The 17,558-nt window shown below is 72.6% G+C and carries 14 protein-coding genes; 7 read left to right on the plus strand and 7 right to left on the minus strand.

Annotated elements, in window-relative coordinates:
- Nucleotides 1-52: 52 nt before the first annotated feature.
- Complete coding sequence (locus IE239_RS14890; protein WP_190149779.1) at nucleotides 53-826, plus strand: SDR family NAD(P)-dependent oxidoreductase; 774 nt, start codon at nucleotides 53-55, stop codon at nucleotides 824-826.
- Nucleotides 827-940: 114 nt separating this feature from the next.
- Nucleotides 941-2,374 carry an amidase gene (locus IE239_RS14895; protein WP_190149780.1) on the plus strand — a complete coding sequence of 478 codons (1,434 nt, stop codon included), beginning with the start codon at nucleotides 941-943 and terminating at the stop codon, nucleotides 2,372-2,374.
- 67 nt (nucleotides 2,375-2,441) lie between these two features.
- Here the strand turns inward: IE239_RS14895 and IE239_RS14900 are convergent, their stop codons facing one another.
- Nucleotides 2,442-4,934: a SpoIIE family protein phosphatase gene (locus IE239_RS14900; protein WP_190149781.1), complete on the minus strand. Its 2,493-nt coding sequence runs from the start codon at nucleotides 4,932-4,934 to the stop codon at nucleotides 2,442-2,444.
- 136 nt (nucleotides 4,935-5,070) lie between these two features.
- On the opposite strand from IE239_RS14900, the gene IE239_RS14905 reads away from it, so the two are divergent.
- Nucleotides 5,071-6,534, plus strand: coding sequence for an aldehyde dehydrogenase family protein (locus IE239_RS14905; RefSeq protein ID WP_190149782.1), 1,464 nt, complete (start codon nucleotides 5,071-5,073; stop codon nucleotides 6,532-6,534).
- A 165-nt stretch (nucleotides 6,535-6,699) separates the two neighbouring features.
- Here IE239_RS14905 and IE239_RS14910 read toward each other — a convergent pair whose 3' ends face one another.
- The 3 genes from IE239_RS14910 to IE239_RS14920 form a co-directional block, all read right to left on the minus strand.
- Nucleotides 6,700-7,965, minus strand: coding sequence for an alpha/beta fold hydrolase (locus tag IE239_RS14910; RefSeq protein ID WP_190149783.1), 1,266 nt, complete (start codon nucleotides 7,963-7,965; stop codon nucleotides 6,700-6,702).
- A gap of 121 nt (nucleotides 7,966-8,086) precedes the next feature.
- Nucleotides 8,087-8,746, minus strand: coding sequence for a response regulator (locus tag IE239_RS14915; protein ID WP_190149784.1), 660 nt, complete (start codon nucleotides 8,744-8,746; stop codon nucleotides 8,087-8,089).
- Entirely contained in the window at nucleotides 8,731-10,758 is a 2,028-nt protein-coding gene (locus tag IE239_RS14920; RefSeq protein WP_190149785.1) for an ATP-binding protein, read from the minus strand. The genes IE239_RS14915 and IE239_RS14920 overlap by 16 nt, the downstream gene beginning before the upstream one ends.
- Nucleotides 10,759-11,006: 248 nt before the next feature.
- Here IE239_RS14920 and IE239_RS14925 point away from each other — a divergent pair, with 248 nt between their 5' ends.
- A complete protein-coding gene (locus IE239_RS14925) occupies nucleotides 11,007-11,510 on the plus strand; it encodes a hypothetical protein (RefSeq protein ID WP_190149786.1) in 504 nt (167 codons plus the stop codon).
- Here IE239_RS14925 and IE239_RS14930 read toward each other — a convergent pair.
- Both IE239_RS14930 and IE239_RS14935 read right to left on the minus strand, forming a co-directional pair.
- Nucleotides 11,477-12,163 (minus strand): response regulator, encoded by a 687-nt coding sequence (locus tag IE239_RS14930; protein ID WP_190149787.1) that lies wholly within the window; start codon nucleotides 12,161-12,163, stop codon nucleotides 11,477-11,479. The two genes, IE239_RS14925 and IE239_RS14930, sit on opposite strands and share 34 nt — an antisense overlap.
- Nucleotides 12,160-13,437 carry a sensor histidine kinase gene (locus tag IE239_RS14935; RefSeq protein WP_190149788.1) on the minus strand — a complete coding sequence of 426 codons (1,278 nt, stop codon included), beginning with the start codon at nucleotides 13,435-13,437 and terminating at the stop codon, nucleotides 12,160-12,162. The genes IE239_RS14930 and IE239_RS14935 overlap by 4 nt, the downstream gene beginning before the upstream one ends.
- Before the next feature lie 132 nt (nucleotides 13,438-13,569).
- Between IE239_RS14935 and IE239_RS14940 the strand changes: the two genes are divergently transcribed.
- The gene (locus IE239_RS14940; protein ID WP_190149789.1) at nucleotides 13,570-14,136 is read left to right on the plus strand and encodes a class I SAM-dependent methyltransferase; all 567 of its coding nucleotides are present in this window, start codon (nucleotides 13,570-13,572) and stop codon (nucleotides 14,134-14,136) included.
- 360 nt (nucleotides 14,137-14,496) lie between these two features.
- Here the strand turns inward: IE239_RS14940 and IE239_RS14945 are convergent, their stop codons facing one another.
- On the minus strand, nucleotides 14,497-14,778 hold the full coding sequence (locus IE239_RS14945; protein WP_190149790.1) for a hypothetical protein: 282 nt from the start codon (nucleotides 14,776-14,778) through the stop codon (nucleotides 14,497-14,499).
- Nucleotides 14,779-15,003: 225 nt separating this feature from the next.
- On the opposite strand from IE239_RS14945, the gene IE239_RS14950 reads away from it, so the two are divergent.
- Both IE239_RS14950 and IE239_RS14955 read left to right on the plus strand, forming a co-directional pair.
- Nucleotides 15,004-15,687 carry a TetR/AcrR family transcriptional regulator gene (locus IE239_RS14950; protein WP_229878100.1) on the plus strand — a complete coding sequence of 228 codons (684 nt, stop codon included), beginning with the start codon at nucleotides 15,004-15,006 and terminating at the stop codon, nucleotides 15,685-15,687.
- Nucleotides 15,688-15,895: 208 nt separating this feature from the next.
- On the plus strand, nucleotides 15,896-17,476 hold the full coding sequence (locus IE239_RS14955; RefSeq protein ID WP_190149791.1) for an ABC transporter substrate-binding protein: 1,581 nt from the start codon (nucleotides 15,896-15,898) through the stop codon (nucleotides 17,474-17,476).
- Nucleotides 17,477-17,558: the final 82 nt, after the last annotated feature.

Raw genomic sequence — 17,558 nt, forward strand, 5'->3', positions numbered from 1 at the left:
CGTTCAACTCAGTCACATCAAGAGGCTGCGGGAATTCGAAGGTGGGCACCACATGAACCCGACCAGCGCCGACGGCCGGCCCGTCGCGATCATCACCGGGGTCGGCAGTGCGTCCGGCATCGGCTTCGCCTGCGCCGGACGGTTGGCCGAGGACTACTCGCTGCTGATCACCTCGACCACCGGGCGGATTCACGAGCGGGTGGCCGAACTGGCGGGCAGCTGCCCCGTCCGCGGGGTCGCGGGTGATCTCACCGATCCCCGGTTCGCCGAGTCGGTGGTGGCCGAGGCGCTGGACGCCTTCGGCCGGATCGACGTTCTCGTCAACAACGCCGGCATGGTCTCGGTGGCCGAACCCGAGGATCCGTCGAGCCTCGCGTCGGCCTCCGACGAGCAGTGGCGTTCGGCCCTCTCCCGGAACCTCGACACCACCTTCTACATGACCCGCGCCGCGCTCCAGCCGATGCTCGATCGCGGGTACGGCCGGGTGGTGAACATGGCGTCGCTCTCGGGCCCGGTGATGGCCTACCGGGGTGACGTCGCCTATCACACGGCCAAGGCCGGCCTGATCGGTCTCACCCGCTCGACGGCCATGGACACGGCCTCGCTGGGCATCACGGTCAACGCCGTCGCGCCCGGCTGGATCGCGACCGGGGGGCTCGACGAGCGTGTCGACGCCCTCGGGGCGGCGACGCCGGTCGGTCGTGCCGGGCGTCCCGACGAGGTGGCCGCACTGGTGGCGTTCCTGGCCTCACCGGAGTCGTCCTACGTCACGGGACAGCTGTTCGTGGTGGACGGCGGCAACTCCATCCAGGAAGAGCGCGACTGAGCCCGGCAGACGGTCCCCTGACGCTGTTCGCACAGCAGTCGGCCAGTCGGCCAGTCGGCCGTTCACGCTTTTTTCCAGTCTGCCCGTTATGCCTATCGTCAAGAGGAGCGAAGGATGGACCTGAACTACATGTCGGCCGACGAGATGCTGGGAGCGTTTCGGCGGCGTGAGCTGTCCCCGGTGGAAGTCCTGGACTCGCTGATCGAACGGGTCGCCAAGACCAGCGAGGTCAACGCGGTCGCCGAGGAGATGTTCGACGAGGCCCACGAGGTCGCGCGGGCCGCCGAGGCCAGGTACGCGGGGAAGGGCCCGGCGCCCCGGGCGCTCGAAGGCGTCCCGGTCGCGGTGAAGGAGGAGATGCCGATCGCCGGCAGGTCCCATCGCTTCGGCTCCCTGCTGACCGAGGGCAACGTCGCGACGCAGACCCAGCCGATGGTCCAGCGGCTGATCGACGCCGGTGCGGTCCTGCATCTGCGGACCACGACGCCGGAGTTCTCTATCGCCGTTACCACCCACTCCGAGCTGTGGGGCGTCACACGCAATCCCTGGAACCTCGACTACAGCCCCGGCGGTTCGTCGGGCGGCTCGGGTGCGGCACTGGCCGCCGGACTCGCCCCGCTGGCCACCGGCTCCGACATCGCGGGCTCCATCCGGGTTCCGTCGGCTCTGTGCGGAGTCGTCGGGTTCCGGCCTCCCTACGGACGCGTGCCGGCGCTGCCGCCGACCAGTCTCGACACCTACTGTCAGGACGGGCCGATGGCCCGCACGGTCACCGACTGCGCTCTCTTCCAGAACGTCATCGCCGGACCGGACCTCGTCGACCACGCCTCGGTACCCGCTGTTCCACCGCTCCCGACGAGCTTCGGGTCGTGCGCGGGACTGAAGGTCGCGCTCGCGGTCACCATCGGCGACTTCCCCGTCGTTCCCGATGCGGCGGCCGACATCGAGCGGTTCGCGAGCGCCCTGCGGGACGCCGGAGCCGAGGTGACCCCGGTCGAGATCCCGATCACCCGCCAGTCGATCATGGCCACCGCGATGGCGCACTACGGCCTCCTCCTCGGGCCGTCGGTTCTGGGGTGGGCACCGGCCGACGACCCGCGCTGGTCCCGGGACGTCCTCGATGTCGTCGAGGCGTGCGGGGCGGCCCTGGAGAACATCGGCGCCCTGCGGATCGTGGAAGAGGAGGCCCGCATGCACGCCGTGCTCGCCGAGATCTACCGCGACCACGACGCCGTCATCTGCCCGACGATGGCCACCACCGGCTACCCGGCGGACGCCATGTCAGCAGAGTCCGTCGAGCTCGCCGAGGGTGTGCGGTTCGCCAACCTCGTGAGCCAGTGCCTGACCCAGCTCTTCAACATCGCGAGCCGGCATCCGGTCCTCAACGTGCCCTCGGGCCGCGCGGCCAACGGCGTGCCGACCGGCGTGCAGATCGTCGCCCGGCCGTTCGACGATCTGACCGCGTTCCGCCTCGGGGCGGCCGCCGAAGCACGTCTCGGCCTCTGGAGCGACCCGGACCGGCGGCCGAACCTGGGGCACCATGGCTGAGCCGCCATCTCGGCATCCGTCAGTCCCTGAGTCCCTGAGTCCGTCGGTCCGTCGGTCCGTCAGTTCGTCAGCCCGTCAGACCGTCGTCGTCCCGGCCGTCTTCGGCGACGGTGAAGGTTTCGGGGGACAGGGTCTGTTCGGCCCAGATCGTCTTGCCGGTGTACGTCTGGCGGGTGCCCCAGCCCTGGGTGAGCTGAGCGACGAGGAGCAGGCCGCGGCCGCCTTCGTCGAAGGTGCGCGCGCGGCGCAGATGAGGGGTGGTGTTGCTGGCGTCGGAGACCTCGCAGATGAGGTTGCGGTCGCGGATGAGCCGGAGCTGAATGGGGGCGCCGCCGTAACGGATGGCGTTGGTGACGAGTTCGCTGACGACCAGTTCGGTGACGAAGGCGGCCTCGTCCAGGCCCCAGGCGGTCAGCTGCCGGGTGGCGTCCCTGCGGGTCCGGGCGACCGCTGAGGGATCGGGCGGCACGTCCCAGGTGGCGACATGGGCCGCGTCCAGGGCGCGGGTGCGGGCTACCAACAGCGCCACGTCGTCGGCGGGGTGGTCCGGGAGAAGCGTCTGGAGCATGGTGTCGCAGGTGCTCTCCAAGGACGGGGCCGGCCGGGCCAGCACCTTGCGCAGTGCGTCGAGACCTTCGTCGATGTCGCGGCCGCGGGCCTCGATGAGGCCGTCGGTGTACAGCGCGAGGATGCTTCCTTCGGGCAGCTCGATCTCGGTGACTTCGAAGGGCAGGCCGCCCAGCCCCAGTGGCGGGCCCGCAGGTATGTCGGGGAACACGACGGCGCCGTCCGGGGTCGCCAGCGCGGGTACGGGGTGGCCCGCGCGAGCCATGGCGCAGCGCCGGGAGACCGGGTCGTAGACGGCGTACAGGCAGGTCGCGCCGATGTCGCCGACGATGCCGGCCGCGCTTTCGGCCTCGGCGGACAGGTGGATGACCATGTCGTCCAGGTGGGTCAGCAGCTCGTCGGGCGGAAGGTCGACATCGGCAAGGGTGCGCACGGCGGTACGCAGCCGTCCCATGGCGGCCGAGGCCTGGACGCCGTGGCCGACCACGTCGCCGACGACGAGCGCGACCCGGGCGCCGGACAGCGGGATCACGTCGAACCAGTCGCCGCCGACGCCGGCTTGCGTGCCGGCGGGGAGGTAGCGGGAGGCGACGTCGACGGCGGCCTGCGGGGGCAGCCGCTGCGGCAGGAGACTGCTCTGAAGAGTGAGGGAGGTCCGGCGCTCGCGGCTGTAACGGCGGGCGTTGTCGATGCAGACGGCGGCCCTGGCGGTGATCTCCTCGCCCAGGAGCAGGTCGTCCTGCTCGAAGGGTTCCGGGTGCCGGTGGCGGGAGAACGTGGCCACGCCGAGGGTGATGCCGCGGGCGCGCATCGGGACGGCCAGCACGGAGTGGAAGCCGTAGTGCCGCATCCGCTCGGCCCGGTCCGGGGTCTGGCTCGCCACCCGGTCCATCGCGGAAGCCGTCACGTTCTCGATCAGCGGCCGGCCGGTGGTCAGGCACCTGGCCGCGGTCGACTCGTCCGGGTACGCGGCCACTGTTCCGCGCTTCACCACGACCTCGGGGCAGCCCTCCAGGACGGACTGGTAGGCGACACGGCGCAGCATGACGGGGCTGGGCGGTGAGCCGGCGCGCGGGTCGTCGCCGCCCTCGATGGCGGGAAGCAGGTCGACGGTGACGAAGTCCGCGAGTCGGGGGATGGCCACGTCGGCGAGTTCCTGCGCGGTCCGGGCGAGGTCCAGGGTGCTGCCGATGCGGATGCTGGCCTCGTTGAGCAGGGCCAGGCGCCCTCGGGCCAGGTGCTCCTCGGTCACGTCGTACGCGGAGAGGAGCACTCCCCGTATCGTTCCCTCGGCGTCCCGCACGGGGGTGAGCAACGTCGTCCAGACGCTCTTGCTCTCATGGCCCGCCAGGTGCAGGGACTGCTGCAGGTGCTGCTGTTCGCCGGTCTCCAGCGCCCGCCGCATGCACCGTTCCGTCCGGTCGCTCTCCGGGTCGACGACGATCTCCGATATGCGCAGCCCCTGCATCGCCGCTTCGGGCAGTCCGATCACCCGCTCCATGTCCGCGTTCGCCCGCCGCAGCCGCAGGCCGGTGTCGTAGAGCGCCGTCGTGAACGGGGACCGGGTGAACGCCCACATCACCAGCGTGTCGTCGTGGAGCGGCGACGCCGGCCGGGCCAGGGGGGAGACCAGGAGCCACTCCCAGCCTCCTTCCTCCCCGCCGGCGGGCTCCCGGCGGTGGGCCAGCAGGTTCACGGCGAGGTGGTGGCCGTCCCGGTGCAGGAGAGTCGCCGTCCCGTTCCACCTCGGCAGCGTCTTCAGGGAGCGAAGCGTCTCGGCCGGCGGCTCCCCCGCGAGCAGTGATGCCGCGGGCCGGCCGACGACGTCCGTGGGCCGGTAGCCGAGCAGCCGCCGTGCTCCCTCGCTCCACCCGGTCACGATGCCGTTCGCGTCCACGCCGGCTCCGGCCGTGGCCGACTCGTCGATGGGGTCGTCCGGCCGCCACGCCGCCCGGTCGTCGCCGGCGGTGTCAGAACCCGTCATCGCGTTCATCCGCCCTCACTTCGGTCTTTCCACCGTGCGGCCCGGCCCGGCCACGAGCAACCTAGGGGAGACAGTCGAACATATATCCTCGAAAATGACATAAGTGTAAAAGATGGACCGACGCATCGGGGCTGGAGGTCGTGCCATGACCGTCACCGACGAGGGGACGTGGCCGGACGCGGCCGAATGGACCGGGAAGATCTACAGCGGCGGCTGGCGGCAGTCCGAGGGCGGCGTTCAGCCGGTGAACGAACCCGCCACGGGGGAGCGGCTGGCCGAGGTGGGTGTGGCCGCGCCCGCGGATGTCGCCCGGGCCGGGGCCCAGGCCGCCCGAGCCCAGCGGGCCTGGGCCGGGACGGCGCCCCAGGAGCGCGCCGAGGTCCTGCACCGCGCCGCCCGGGTGCTGCGCGACCACCGCGGAGCGATTCGCGAGTGGATCGTCAGGGAGTCCGGAGGCGTTCCGGCGAAGGGTGACTACGAGATCGCGGCCGCGATCGCCCAGCTTGCGCAGGCCGCCGGTCTCGCGTCGCTGCCCCGCGGCGAGATACTCAGCCCGTCGGCGCCCGCCGAGACCAGTTACGCGTGGCGGGTACCCCTGGGGGTGGTCGGCGTCATCAACCCCTGGAACGCCCCCCTGCTGTTCGCCGTGCGGGCCCTGGCGCCCGCACTCGTGCTGGGTAACGCCGTTCTCCTCAAGCCCGATCCCCACACACCGGTGTCCGGCGGTGTCGTCGTGGCGCGGCTGTTCGAGGAGGCCGGGCTGCCCGGGGGGCTGCTCCACGTCCTGCCCGGAGGCTCCGGCACCGGTGAGGCGGTCGTGGCCGATCCCCACGTCGCCATGATCGTTTTCACCGGCTCCACCGAGGCGGGACGGGCGGTCGCCCGCGCCGCGGGCGACGGGCTCAAGCGGGTGGCCCTGGAACTGGGCGGCAAGAACTCGATCGTCGTGCTCGACGACGCGGACATCGACTCCGCCGCGGCAGCCGGGGCGATGAGCTCCTTCGCCTATCAGGGGCAGGCCTGCGTCGCCGCCGGACGTCATCTGGTGCACGCCGACGTCGTGGAGCCCTACACGCAGGCGCTGATCAGGCAGGCCGATGAGCTGCGGGTCGGCGACCCGCGCGAGGAGGGCGTGGCCCTCGGTCCGGTGATCAGCGAGCGCCAGGCCGCGAGGATCGAACGCATCGTGGACGAGAGCGTGGCCGCCGGTGCACGGGTGCTGGCCGGCGGACGCCGCGACGGGCTGTTCTACCCGCCCACCGTGGTGGACCGCGTCGAGCGGACCATGCCCGCCTTCACCGAGGAGATCTTCGGGCCGGTCGCTCCCGTCGTCGCGTTCCGTACCGACGACGAGGCCGTCGAGATCGCCAACGACACCGCGTACGGCCTGACGGCGGCTGTGCACTCCGGTTCGACGTCGAGGGCCGCGGTCGTCGCCGAGCAGTTGCGCACCGGCATGGTGCACCTCAACGACGTCTCCGCCAAGAATGCCGCGAACGCCCCCTTCGGTGGGATGGGAGCGTCGGGCAACGGCTCCCGCATCGGCGGCACCGCGGACCTGGAGCAGTTCACCCAGTGGCGCTGGATGACGGTCCTGGGTTCCGTGTGACCGCGGGGACGATCGACGCAACCGGCGAGTGCCGGCAGCCCGGGCGTATCCGGCTGCCCGGGGCGGTGCAGGGGCGGTGCAGGGGCGGTGCCGGGGCGCGTTCGGGAGGCAAGCCCCCGACCAGACCCGACCCGACCAGACCTGACCCGACCGCCCGTTCCGGACTCAGCCGGCGCCCGTCGGCAGCGGTTCGTCCAGGAGGAAGGCCCGCAGCACCGCGGTGTAGCGGCCGGGCTGCTCGCCCGAGATGGAGTGTCCGGCTCCCTTGACGGTCACCGCCTCGGATCCTGCGAGGGTGTGCTGGTACTCGGCGGTCACGGCGGGCTTGATGAAGTCGCACTCCCCTCGCATGATCAGAGAGGGGACGCGCAGGGTGCGCAGACGGGGCCGGGGGTCGGGAAGCCGCTCGAAGTCCCTGACGGTCATCTGGTTGCTGTAGAAGCCCTGAGGGTTGTCGTGCGCCGTGGTGGGCGGAGCGCCCTCGCACGAGGTGCTGTCTTTTCCCTGGAGGGCGACTTCGTGCATCCAGTGGTCGACCTCGCGGTCGCCGACCAGCGCGTGCGCGGCGCCGGGGTTGATCTGGAGGAGCAGGCTCGCCGCGATGATGCGGGGTGCGCTGTTCAGCCGGTCGAGGCGGGCCTTCTGCGCGGGGGAGAGGCGGTTCCAGGGTTCCCCGGCGCTGGAGCCGGGGTATTGACGGCCCCACAGCGCGCCCGGCGAGGTGAAGACCGCTTTGGCGACGTGCTCGCCATGGGCGGCCAGGTACTGGGCGGCGAGCGATCCGCCCCAGGACTGGCCGACGAGGATGATCCGGTCGGCGCCGAGTGTGCGCCGGATCGCTTCCAGGTCGGCGACCTGGCGGGCGACGGTGTATCCGGTGACGTCCCGCAGCCGGGTGGAGCGGCCGGCGCCCAGCTGGTCGTAGGAGTAGACGTCGAAGCCGTCCGCCGCGAGTTCACGCCCCCCGGTGGGGACGCCCTCGCCGGGGGTGCCGGGACCGCCGTGCAGGAAGATCACCGGGGTCGGTCCGGCCTTGACCGCGGCGGGGACGTGGACGTAGGCGATGCGTGAACCGGTCGGCAGATCCCAGAACCGGACGCCGGGCGGGGCGGGGGCGGCCGTCGTGGTGGGCATCGGATGCAGGACGGTGACGGCGGCGAGGACGGCGACGGCCGCGGTCAGGCCGGCCGTGAGGAACGCGGAGGCCCGCAGGGCCGGGCGGCGGTCGAGGCCGAACAGGGCGAACGCCGCCCGGCCCAGCAGCCCGCCGGCCAGGGCGCCGCAGACGAGACCGGCGATGACCAGGACCGGCACGCTCGCGGCGACGAACGCCGCGGCGAGGAAACCGGCCACCGCCACGGCGGGGGTCAGCAAGAGCGCCAGGACCAACAGGACCCCACCGACGACACGGTGCAGAAGTATGCGTGACATGCCTTCGAGGCTAGGAAGCCGACGCGGGCGATCCGTCCGGCTCAGGGACGGTCCCGCCGCGTGCGAGGGCCGCCCTGCGGCGGGGTGTCACCCCCACCTCACGGCGGGGCGCCGACCCACCTCACGGCCCGCTGCCGGGCCGGATCAGCCCCGTCTCGTACGCGGCGATCGTCGCCTGCACCCGGTCGCGTACGCCGAGCTTGCCGAGGAGCACGGAGACGTGGTCCTTCACGGTGGGCGGACTCACCCCCAGCACCGCCGCGATCTCCGCGTTGGACAGCCCCCGCGCGACCTGCCGCAGCACCTCCGTCTCGCGCGGGGTGAGCAGGTCGAGGCGGGCCGTGTCGAGCGGACCGGGCCCGTCCGTGAACCGGTCGATCAGCCTGCGCGTCACCGCCGGATCGAGCAGCGCGGCGCCCCCGTGGACCACCCGTACCGCGTCGATCACCCGCTCCGGCTCGGCGTCCTTGAGCAGGAAACCGGCGGCCCCGGCGCGCAGCGCGGCGAACAGGTACTCGTCGAGACCGAAGGTGGTGAGCACCAGAACACGGGTCGCGGGGCTGCGTTCGGTGATCGCGGCGGTCGCCGCGAGCCCGCCGATCCCCGGCATGCGGACATCCATCAGCGCGACGTCCGGCCGCGCCGACAGCGCGAGTTCGACCGCCGTGTCGCCGTCCGCCGCCTGCCCGACGACGCACAGGTCGGGTTCCGCGTCGAGGATCGCCGCGATCCCGGCCCGTACGACCGCCTGGTCGTCCGCGACGGTCACTCTGATCGCCATGGGAACGCCTGCGGGAGCCACACGTGTACCGCACCGTGGTCGGTCGTCGAGAGGGTACCGCCGGCGACGTCCGCGAGAGCGCGCAGCCGCCGCTCCACCGCGGGAACGGCGGGCACCGGACCGGAGACCTCCACGCCGTCGGGGAGCGTGCGCACGGTGAGAGTGGCGCCCACGGCCATGAGCGCGGAGGCGGTCCGGTACGCGAAGACCTCCACGGCGGCGGGCAGCGGACGGCGGGCTCCGACGTACCGGACGACGGCGCCGTGGCGCGCGGCCAGCGCGGTGATCCCGGACACGGTGGGCGGAGGAGCGTCGTCGTCGGCGTCCCCCGCGCGCAGCCCGGACAGCACGTCCCGCAGAGCGGTCAGTCCGGCGCGGGCCTCTTCCCGCACGGCCCGCAGGTCCCTCTCCTCCGCCGCGGCGACGACCGCCCGCGTGTGCCGGAGCGCCGTGTCCCGCAGCCCGGTGGCGAACAGCAGACGCTGCGCGGACGCCGCCGCGTCGGCGTCCCCGTCGAGCAGGACCCGCCGCCGGGCGTCCGCGGCCCCCAGCCGCTCATGCCGCCGGGCGGTCCGGCGCCCCCACGACCAGACGGCGAGGGCGGGCAGGGCCAGCACGCCCGCCAGTACGGCCCAGGCCGCCGTACGGCTGCCGGTGATGCCGCTGCCGCTCGCCAGCGCGAGCCCGCCCACGGCGGCCACGGCGAGCGGCGCGAACAGGCCTCGGCGCCACGGCAGACGCACTCCGACGCTGTGGACGAGCGTCAGCTCGACCCAGCCGTACACCAGGAAGACGTCGCTCACCGGCGGCTGGGTCCAGCCGGTCCGGTCGCAGGCCCACCACAGCAGCAGCGCCGACAGCACCGCCGCGAGCGCGCGGCCGGGCGCCCGTGAGCGCCAGGCCAGCGGCACGGCGTGCAGGCCCGACACCACGACGGTCACCAGCGCGGGCAGCAGGCCGCCGAACGGGGCCGGGACGTCGGCCGACAGCAGGCTCGCACCGAGCGACAGCGCGATCGCCAGGGCCACCAGCGCGTAGTCGAGCGCGGTCGTCCCGCGCCAGGCGGGCCGCCGACGGAGGGGAAGAACCGTCGCCGCAGGCAGCGAGGCCCGCACGCTCCAGCCCTCTCGACCGCCTTGCCCCACGGGTCCCACGGGTCCCGCGCGGAACGTCCCGCCCGTCGCCGTGACCGTGGCAGCCAGCCCCGCGAGACCGCGCCCGGTCCCGAGGCCCGGTTCGACCGCCGTACCGCCGTCGTCCGTGACGGTGACGACGAACAGGCGATCGCCGCCGGCCCGTACGGCCTTGTCCCGGTCGTCCGTCGGCTCGATCCGGACGCGCACGGTCGCGCCGTCGGCGTACCGGGCCGCGTTGGTCAACGCCTCCCGGACGACCCGGTACGTCGCTTCCGCACTGCTCGCCGGCGCCTTGTCGACGGTGCGCCGGTAGTCCACCGCGTGCGCGGCGGCCAGCGCGTCGACCTCGGCGAAGCCGGCCGCGGTCGCGTCCAGCCCGGTGAGGCGCTCCAGTTCGCGGACGGCCTCCCGGCCCGCCTCGCCGGCGTGGCGCAGCGCGTCACCGGTCCGTTCCCGGTCGGCGAGCCTGAGCGCGGCGCCCGCGGACACCACGATCCCGGTCAGCCGATGCGCCGCCACGTCGTGCAGCTCCGCCGCCAGCCGGTCCCGTTCCGCCAGCGCCGCGAACAGCGGGACCGCCGCCGTGCCGGCCTCGTAGTCCGCCAGCGCGGACCGGCGGGCCGACCGGTGCCGACGTGAGCGGCCCGTCGCCCGGACGACCGCCACCACCCCACCGGCCGTCAGCGCGACCCCCGCCACGAAGTGGGGCGGCCGACCGCGTACGGCGGGGATCGCGGCGACGGCCAGCGTGAGCACGACGGCTGCCGTGAGGGAGGAACCCGCGGTCCTGCGGACGGCCAGCAGATGGACCGTGACCAGCGCGCAGACCGCCGCGACGAGGAAGAGCACCCCCACGTGCCCCGCGAAGCCGTTCATCGCACCACGCCGACGGCGGGCGACCGCTCGACGCTCTCCACTCCGGCAGACTAACCCGGCTTTCCCGGTCGGGGTGATGAGACGTCGTCGACCGTCGACCGTCGACCGGTGCGTGGGCGGGGTGTTCGCACCGCTCAGGCTGCTGGGGGAATCGGTGGAGCCGCTTCTCCAGGAGAACACCCCTTGTGCCGTAGTGCAGTTACTCCTTCGGAGCGGATCTCGGGACCGCACCGGCTTAAGCTGCGGGCGTGGATTACAGCGAACTCGAGGCGGACGTCCTCCGGTTGATCGTCGGGGCCACCGAGGCCGATGTCCGTGCCTTCGGCGAGGAGACGGTCACCCGTCTGGTGCGGCCGGAACTGCTGCGCGGTGCGGCCGAGGACGAACTCACCGAAGAGGCCCGTGCGGCACTCACCTCCGCCTGCCTGAACGTCCTGACGATCAGCGCCGCCGAGCTGCACGACAAGCTTGCGACGATCTATGACGGCATCCTGGTCGACGACGATCTGGACCCCGGAGTCCTCACCGCCGTCAGCGCGTTGGCGCACTGGCAGAGCTACCTGGAGCAGAACCGGCGCGGCGAGCTCTACGAACTCGCCATCCGTTCCATCGAGGACGTCGACCACGAGGTGTCCGCGGATCTCGGCGACTTCCTCGCCACACCGGAGACGGCCGCCGAGTACGAGCGCATCCGCCGGCTGCTGGACCCCGGCGCTGTTCAGTCCCCGGCCCGTATCAGCCCGCTCTCGTAGGCGAAGATCACTGCGTGGACACGGTCGCGGAGGCCGAGTTTGGTCAGGATGCGGCCGAGGTGGGTCTTGACGGTCGTCTCCCCGACGAAGAGGCGGTCGGCGATCTCGCCGTTGGCCAGTCCCCGGGCGACCAGGGCGAGGACTTCCCGTTCCCGCCCGGTGAGCGCGGCCAGGCGGCTGCGCTGGGCGGGCGCGGACGTGGGGGCTTGCAGGACGAAGCGTTCGACCAGGCGCCGGGTGAGTGAGGGCGCCACCATGACCTCGCCCCGCAGCACTGCCCGGACGGTCACCAGGATCTCCTCGGCGGGGGCGTCCTTGACGAGGAAGCCGTTCGCGCCGGCGCGCAGGGCCGCGTAGGCGTACTCGTCGAGGTCGAAGGTGGTGACGACGACGATGCGGGGCCCGTGGGGCTGCGCGCAGAGGTGTTCGGTCGCGGCGAGCCCGTCCAGACCGGGCATGCGTACGTCCATCAGGACGAGGTCCGGCTCCAGGGCGGCCACGCCCGCGATCGCCGCGTCGCCGTCGGCGGCCTCGCCCACCACGGTGAGGTCGGGCTGGCTGTCGATGACCATGCGCAGTCCCATCCGGATCAGTTCCTGGTCGTCGCAGATCAGCACCCGGGACGGTGACGGGGTGGGGATCGGACCGGTCATGGGATCACCGTGGTGGGCTCGGGCTCGGTGGGGTGCAGGGAGGCGGTGACCCGGTAGCCCCCGTCGGGGGTGGGCCCGGCGTCGACGCTCCCGCCGTACAGAGCGGCGCGCTCGCGCATGCCGGTGAGGCCGTGACCGCAGGAGGGCAGTCGGGCGGGGTGCTCCGGGACGGCTCCCCCGTCGGCTCCGGCCGAGTTCTCCACCCTGACGCGGACCACCCGTCCGGGCCCCTCGGTACCGGTGTCGACCCGTACGCGGATCGTGGCGTTGGGCGCCGCGTGCTTGACGACGTTGGTGAGCGCCTCCTGCACGATGCGGTAGGTCTGGACGGTGAGATCCGCCGCGAGGCCGGCTGGATCTCCGCGCAGGTCCAGCCGGGCGCGCGTGCCGTTCGTGTCGAGGCGCCCGACCAGCCGCCGCAGATCGGCCGAGAGGGACTCGCCGGCCCCACTGTCGCCGGGTCCGGGTCCTGGTCCCGGGGCGCCGGACGGGGCGTCCGCGTCGGGGGTGCGCAGCACTTCCAGCAGCCGGCGCAGTTCGTCCAGGGCCTCGCGGCCGGTCGCGCTGATGACACCGAGGGTGCGCTCGACGACCGTGGGGTCGTGCCGCATCAGCCTGCCGCCCTCGGCGTTCAGCACCATCACGCTCACGCTGTGTGCGAGGAGGTCGTGGATCTCGCGCGCGATGCGAGCCCGCTCCTCGGCGACGGCGACCCGGGTCAGGGCGACGCGCTCCGACTCGGCGAGCGCGGCCCGCCGCTCGAACTCGGCGATATAGGCGCGCCGGGCCCGGACGTACTCGCCGAACACCCAGGCTCCGGCCAGCAGCAGCCCCACCGCGAGCGGGGTGAGCCAGGCACCGTGGGCGCCCGGGCCCCCGTAGTCCCGCTGCCAGGCGGGAATCCACAGAACAACGCAGCCGGCGGCACAGATCACCGTCGCCGCGGCGGCCCGGCGCCGGCCACGCACCGTGAGGGTGGCGAGGACCGCGGCCAGGGCGACGGCGCCGCGTCCCGGTTCCTGTCCCCACACCTGCCCGAGATACTGCGCCCAGAACGCGGCCGTCACCAGGGCCGCGACGAGCACCGGCCGACGGCGGCGCCACAGCAGGGGCAGCACCAGGGCGGCGTACACGCCCGCCTGCACCCAGACGGGGCGCCAGCCCGGTTGGGTGCGGATCACCGGGGGCACGGCAACCAGTACGACCAGCAGCAGGTCCGTCAGCCACGGATGTCCGCGCCGCATGCGGGGCAGGGTCTCGATCAGCCGTTGCACCGCCTCACGCTACGTCCGGGGCCCGCTCCCCGGCATCGTCCTGGCGGGCGTCACGGGGTCCTCCCGCAGTCGTACGGACACCGGCCGGGGGTACGACGTGCGGCCACCCGGGGCGTTTCCACCATGGCCTCCATGTCGATCACCACCGAGTTTTTCAGGCGGCCCCTCATGACCGGTGCCGTGGCGGCCAGTTCACGACGACTGGCGTACGCGATGACCGAGGGCATCGGCCTGGAGCAGGCCCGTACCGTTGTCGAACTCGGTCCGGGGACCGGGGTGTTCACGGACGCGATCCTCGCCCGGCTCGCCTGCGACGCACGGCTTGTCGCCGTCGAGCTCAACCCGGTGCTCGCCGCCCGGCTGTCGGCCACCCGGCGCGACACACGCCTGACCGTGGTGCGTGGTTCGGCGGCCGACCCGGCCGTCGTGGCCGGCGAACCGGTCGACGCGGTGGTCTCCGGGCTGCCGTGGACGGTCATGCCGCAGGACCGGCGCGGGCGCATCCTGGATGCCGTGACCGAAGTCCTCGCGCCCGGTGGCCGGTTCACCACCTTCGCCTACCTGCACGCGGCCTGGACCCCGCCCGCCCGTCACTTCACCGCCGAACTGGCCTGCCGTTTCGACCGGTTGGAACGCTCGAAGACCGTGTGGGCGAACCTGCCGCCCGCTTTCGTGCACCGGGCCACCCGGCGCCCGTGACCGCGAGCAGACCCGCGAGAACGAGGCCCCCGACCGGGAGGGGCAGTGTGATCGGCAGGGCAGCCAAGACCCTCACGGGACTCATGATCCGTCGGCCGTGGCTTCGAGTCCCACCCGTGTGGAGAGGGATCGCCGGCCCGCTTCTTCGGCGGCGGCCGCGAGGAGGAGGCCGACCGGGCCGGCGCTGCGGTGTTCGTCCTGCGCGGTGAGGTGCTCCCGGGCCGCGCGGGAGCGGCGTTGGATGCCGTCCGGCAGGAGGCGGCACACGTGGGGGGCGTCGAGTGCGGCCTTCAGCCGTCGATGACGGTCCGGCTCACGGCGACTCCCTGTATGTGCGGGAATGTATATCCGTACACCTGATCAGTCGTCCATCGAGGGGTGCGCTCCGGTCCGGTCCTGATGCAGGTGATCAACGTGGTCGGCGGCCTCCGGGACGGCTGCGACGGGACCGCGTCGTCCGAGGCCGGAGTCGCGGCGTCGGGTGTTGTGGCGGTGCAGCCGACGGAACAGGCCGAGGCCGGCTTCGCGTTCGCCGGCCCATGCCCTGCGGCCCTGGAGAGTCTCCCGTTCGCAGGTCGCGTCGAAGGACTCCGCGAGCACGTCGGCCGCCGAACTGCCTACGGGGCGCGTGCTCTGGGTCACGCCCGCCTGTCGGCAGGCGCCGGCGAACGTCCGGCTCGTGCGCTGAGTCTCCCCTCCTTGGTGGAGACTGTGACCGGTGGGGTGTACGGGGCCGTGGCCATCGCGGGCTCCGGGGGCAGGGCACTGTGCTGGGCATCGGTCGCTTAGGCTGGTTTCCTTGTCGCCGATGCGGAGGCGCAGGTTGCGGCGGCGTTCGCCCGCCGTCCGTCCGAGGGAGGCGTGCGCGTGGCAGTTGCCGGAGGCCGGCCGACGAAGCGGCTCCAGCGGGGAACTCTTTCCCAGGGGCTCATCGTGGGGACCGCGATGCGGATCCTCGACGAGGACGGGCCGGACGCGCTGACTTTCCAGCGGCTCGGCAAGGAGCTGTCCTCCTCCGCGACCGCCGTCTACCGGTACTTCGCGAGCCGGGACCACCTCATGGTCGCCGTCGCGGACGAGCTCGACAGGATCTCCCTGGAGGGGTACGAGCGGCACGAGTCGTGGACCGAGTCGCTGCGGGACCTGGCGATCCGTGCCTGGAACACCGCGCTGGACCACCCGGCGGCCGCCGCGCTCTGCATGGGGAGGGTCACCCGGGGCGCCCACGAGCTGCGCGCCGTCGACGCCGTCCTGGAAGCGTTCCACCGCGGCGGCTGGCGCGGCCGGGCGGCGGTCCTGCACTACCAGGCGTACTCGAACTTCGTCCTCGCCGCCGCGAGCAACAACGCCTGGCGACTGGTCAACCAGCGGTTCGGCGCCGAGGTGAACTGGGTGCAGGAATACCAGTCGGCGGATCCTGACGCGTACCCCTACGCCGAGGCGGCGAAGGAGTACCTGCGCACCGTCGACATGACCGCCGTCTTCCACCGCCAGACGGACATACTCCTGGCGGCGCTCGAGGCGGAATCGGCGACGCTCCCGCGCGACTGACACGCGTCACTCTTCGCGTCACCGCCCCGCGGCGTTCTCGTGGCCGAAACCTGTCGCAAGGGGTGCGTTCACACAAAGATAGTTAACGCTATTGACTACGCCATTCACTTGCCTGCATTCTCTCCACACCCAGTGCTCCACGGCTCGCTCCCCAGCGGCGTCCGCCGAGCGCCACGCGCACCGCCTCCACCCTCCTCCAGGAGCACTCATGCGCCAGACCCGTACCCTTGCGGTCCCTGTCACCGCGGCCGTCGCCATGACGGCAGTACTCGCCGGCTGTACCACCACCGGATCGACGTCGGCGGACCAGGGCGGCGCGGACGCCGCCACGGCGACGAAGATCCGGACGACGATCGACGTGCCGGCCAGCTTCGACCCGGCCAAGGCTCTGTCCCTGCCGGACTACCAGCTCGCCCGGGACAGTTACGACACCCTGGTGCGCAAGGACGACGGGGGGCTCGTCGGCGGGCTCGCCACCCAGTGGAAGAACACGCCGACCTCGGCCACGTTCACCCTGCGCACCGACGCGACCTGCGCCGACGGGACGCCCATCACGCCGACGGTCGTCAAGGGCTCCCTGGACCGCTACATCGACCCGAAGACGGCGGCGCCCGACGTCCCCACGGTCTTCGGCCCCGGCAACACGGTGAAGGTGACCGCCGACGACGCGGCGCGGACGGTGAAGATCACGCTCGCCAGGCCGTGGGGCGACATGGTCACCGGCCTGTCGGTCGCGAGCACGGGCATCGTCTGCCCGGCGGGCCTCAAGGACCTCAAGGCCCTTGCGGCCGGTAAGGCCCAGGGCTCGCAGTCCGGCCCGTACATACTCCAGAAGTCCCAGTCCGGCGTCTCGTACTCGTACACGCTCCGCCCGGAGTACAAGGCATGGCCGGCCTGGCGCACGAAGATCCCCGGCAAGGTCGCCAAGACGCTGGAGTACATGGTCTCGCCCGACCCGACGGCGACCGGCAACCTCGTGACCAGCGGCCAGCTCGACATCGGCAAGATCGACGCCTCGGCCGTCCCGCGCTTCGACGGCGTGAACGGCCAGAGCGTGAGCGTCAGCCGGTTCTCCGACTTCTACCTGCTCTTCAACGAACGGCCCGGCATGGTCTTCGCGGACGTCGCCGCCCGCCGGGCCGTCGCCCAGGCCGTCGACCGCGCCGCCTTCACCAAGGTCGTCTCGAAGGACACCGGCGAGCCGTCGACGATGTTCGTGCAGAAGGGCGTCCCCTGCAACGACCCGGGCTCCTCGTTCCTCGTGCCGACGGACAAAGCCGCCGCGGCGACCGTGCTCAAGGGCAAGAAGATCCGCCTCGTCGGCCCCCAGGTCGTCGGGCCCGCCGGCGCAGGCAACCAGTACGTCCAGGAGGCGCTGCGGGCCGCGGGCGCGGACGTCACCCTCTCCAACGTCGACCTCGGGACCTGGGTCGGGACCGTGTTCGGCAAGCCCGACGCCTGGGACCTCACGATCTTCGCCGACCTCAACTTCCTCGGCAGCCTCGCCAACCCGCTCGGCCACTTCGTGGGCCCGACCGTCTCCGAAGGCGGCGGCAACCTCGGCGCGGTGAAGAACCCCGTGGTGAACAAGGCCTTCGCCCAGGGCACCGAGGCGGCGACCGAAGAAGCCCGCTGCACCGCCTACCAGACGGCCATCAAGGGCCTGATCTCGCAGGTGGACGGGGTGCCGATGGTCAACGACCCGTACATCTACGCGCTGCGCAAGGGGTTCAGCGCGAAGATGCTCGGCGGCTCGCTCGACGACCCCATCCTGCGCGTCACCGGCTGACGGACAGGCCGCCCGCACGCGGCGGACACCACCCGGCCGGACCGAACCGTCCGGCACGGAGAACCCCCGCGCGGAGCCCCGC

The organism is Streptomyces humidus (assembly GCF_014649655.1).
Lineage (GTDB): Bacteria > Actinomycetota > Actinomycetes > Streptomycetales > Streptomycetaceae > Streptomyces > Streptomyces humidus.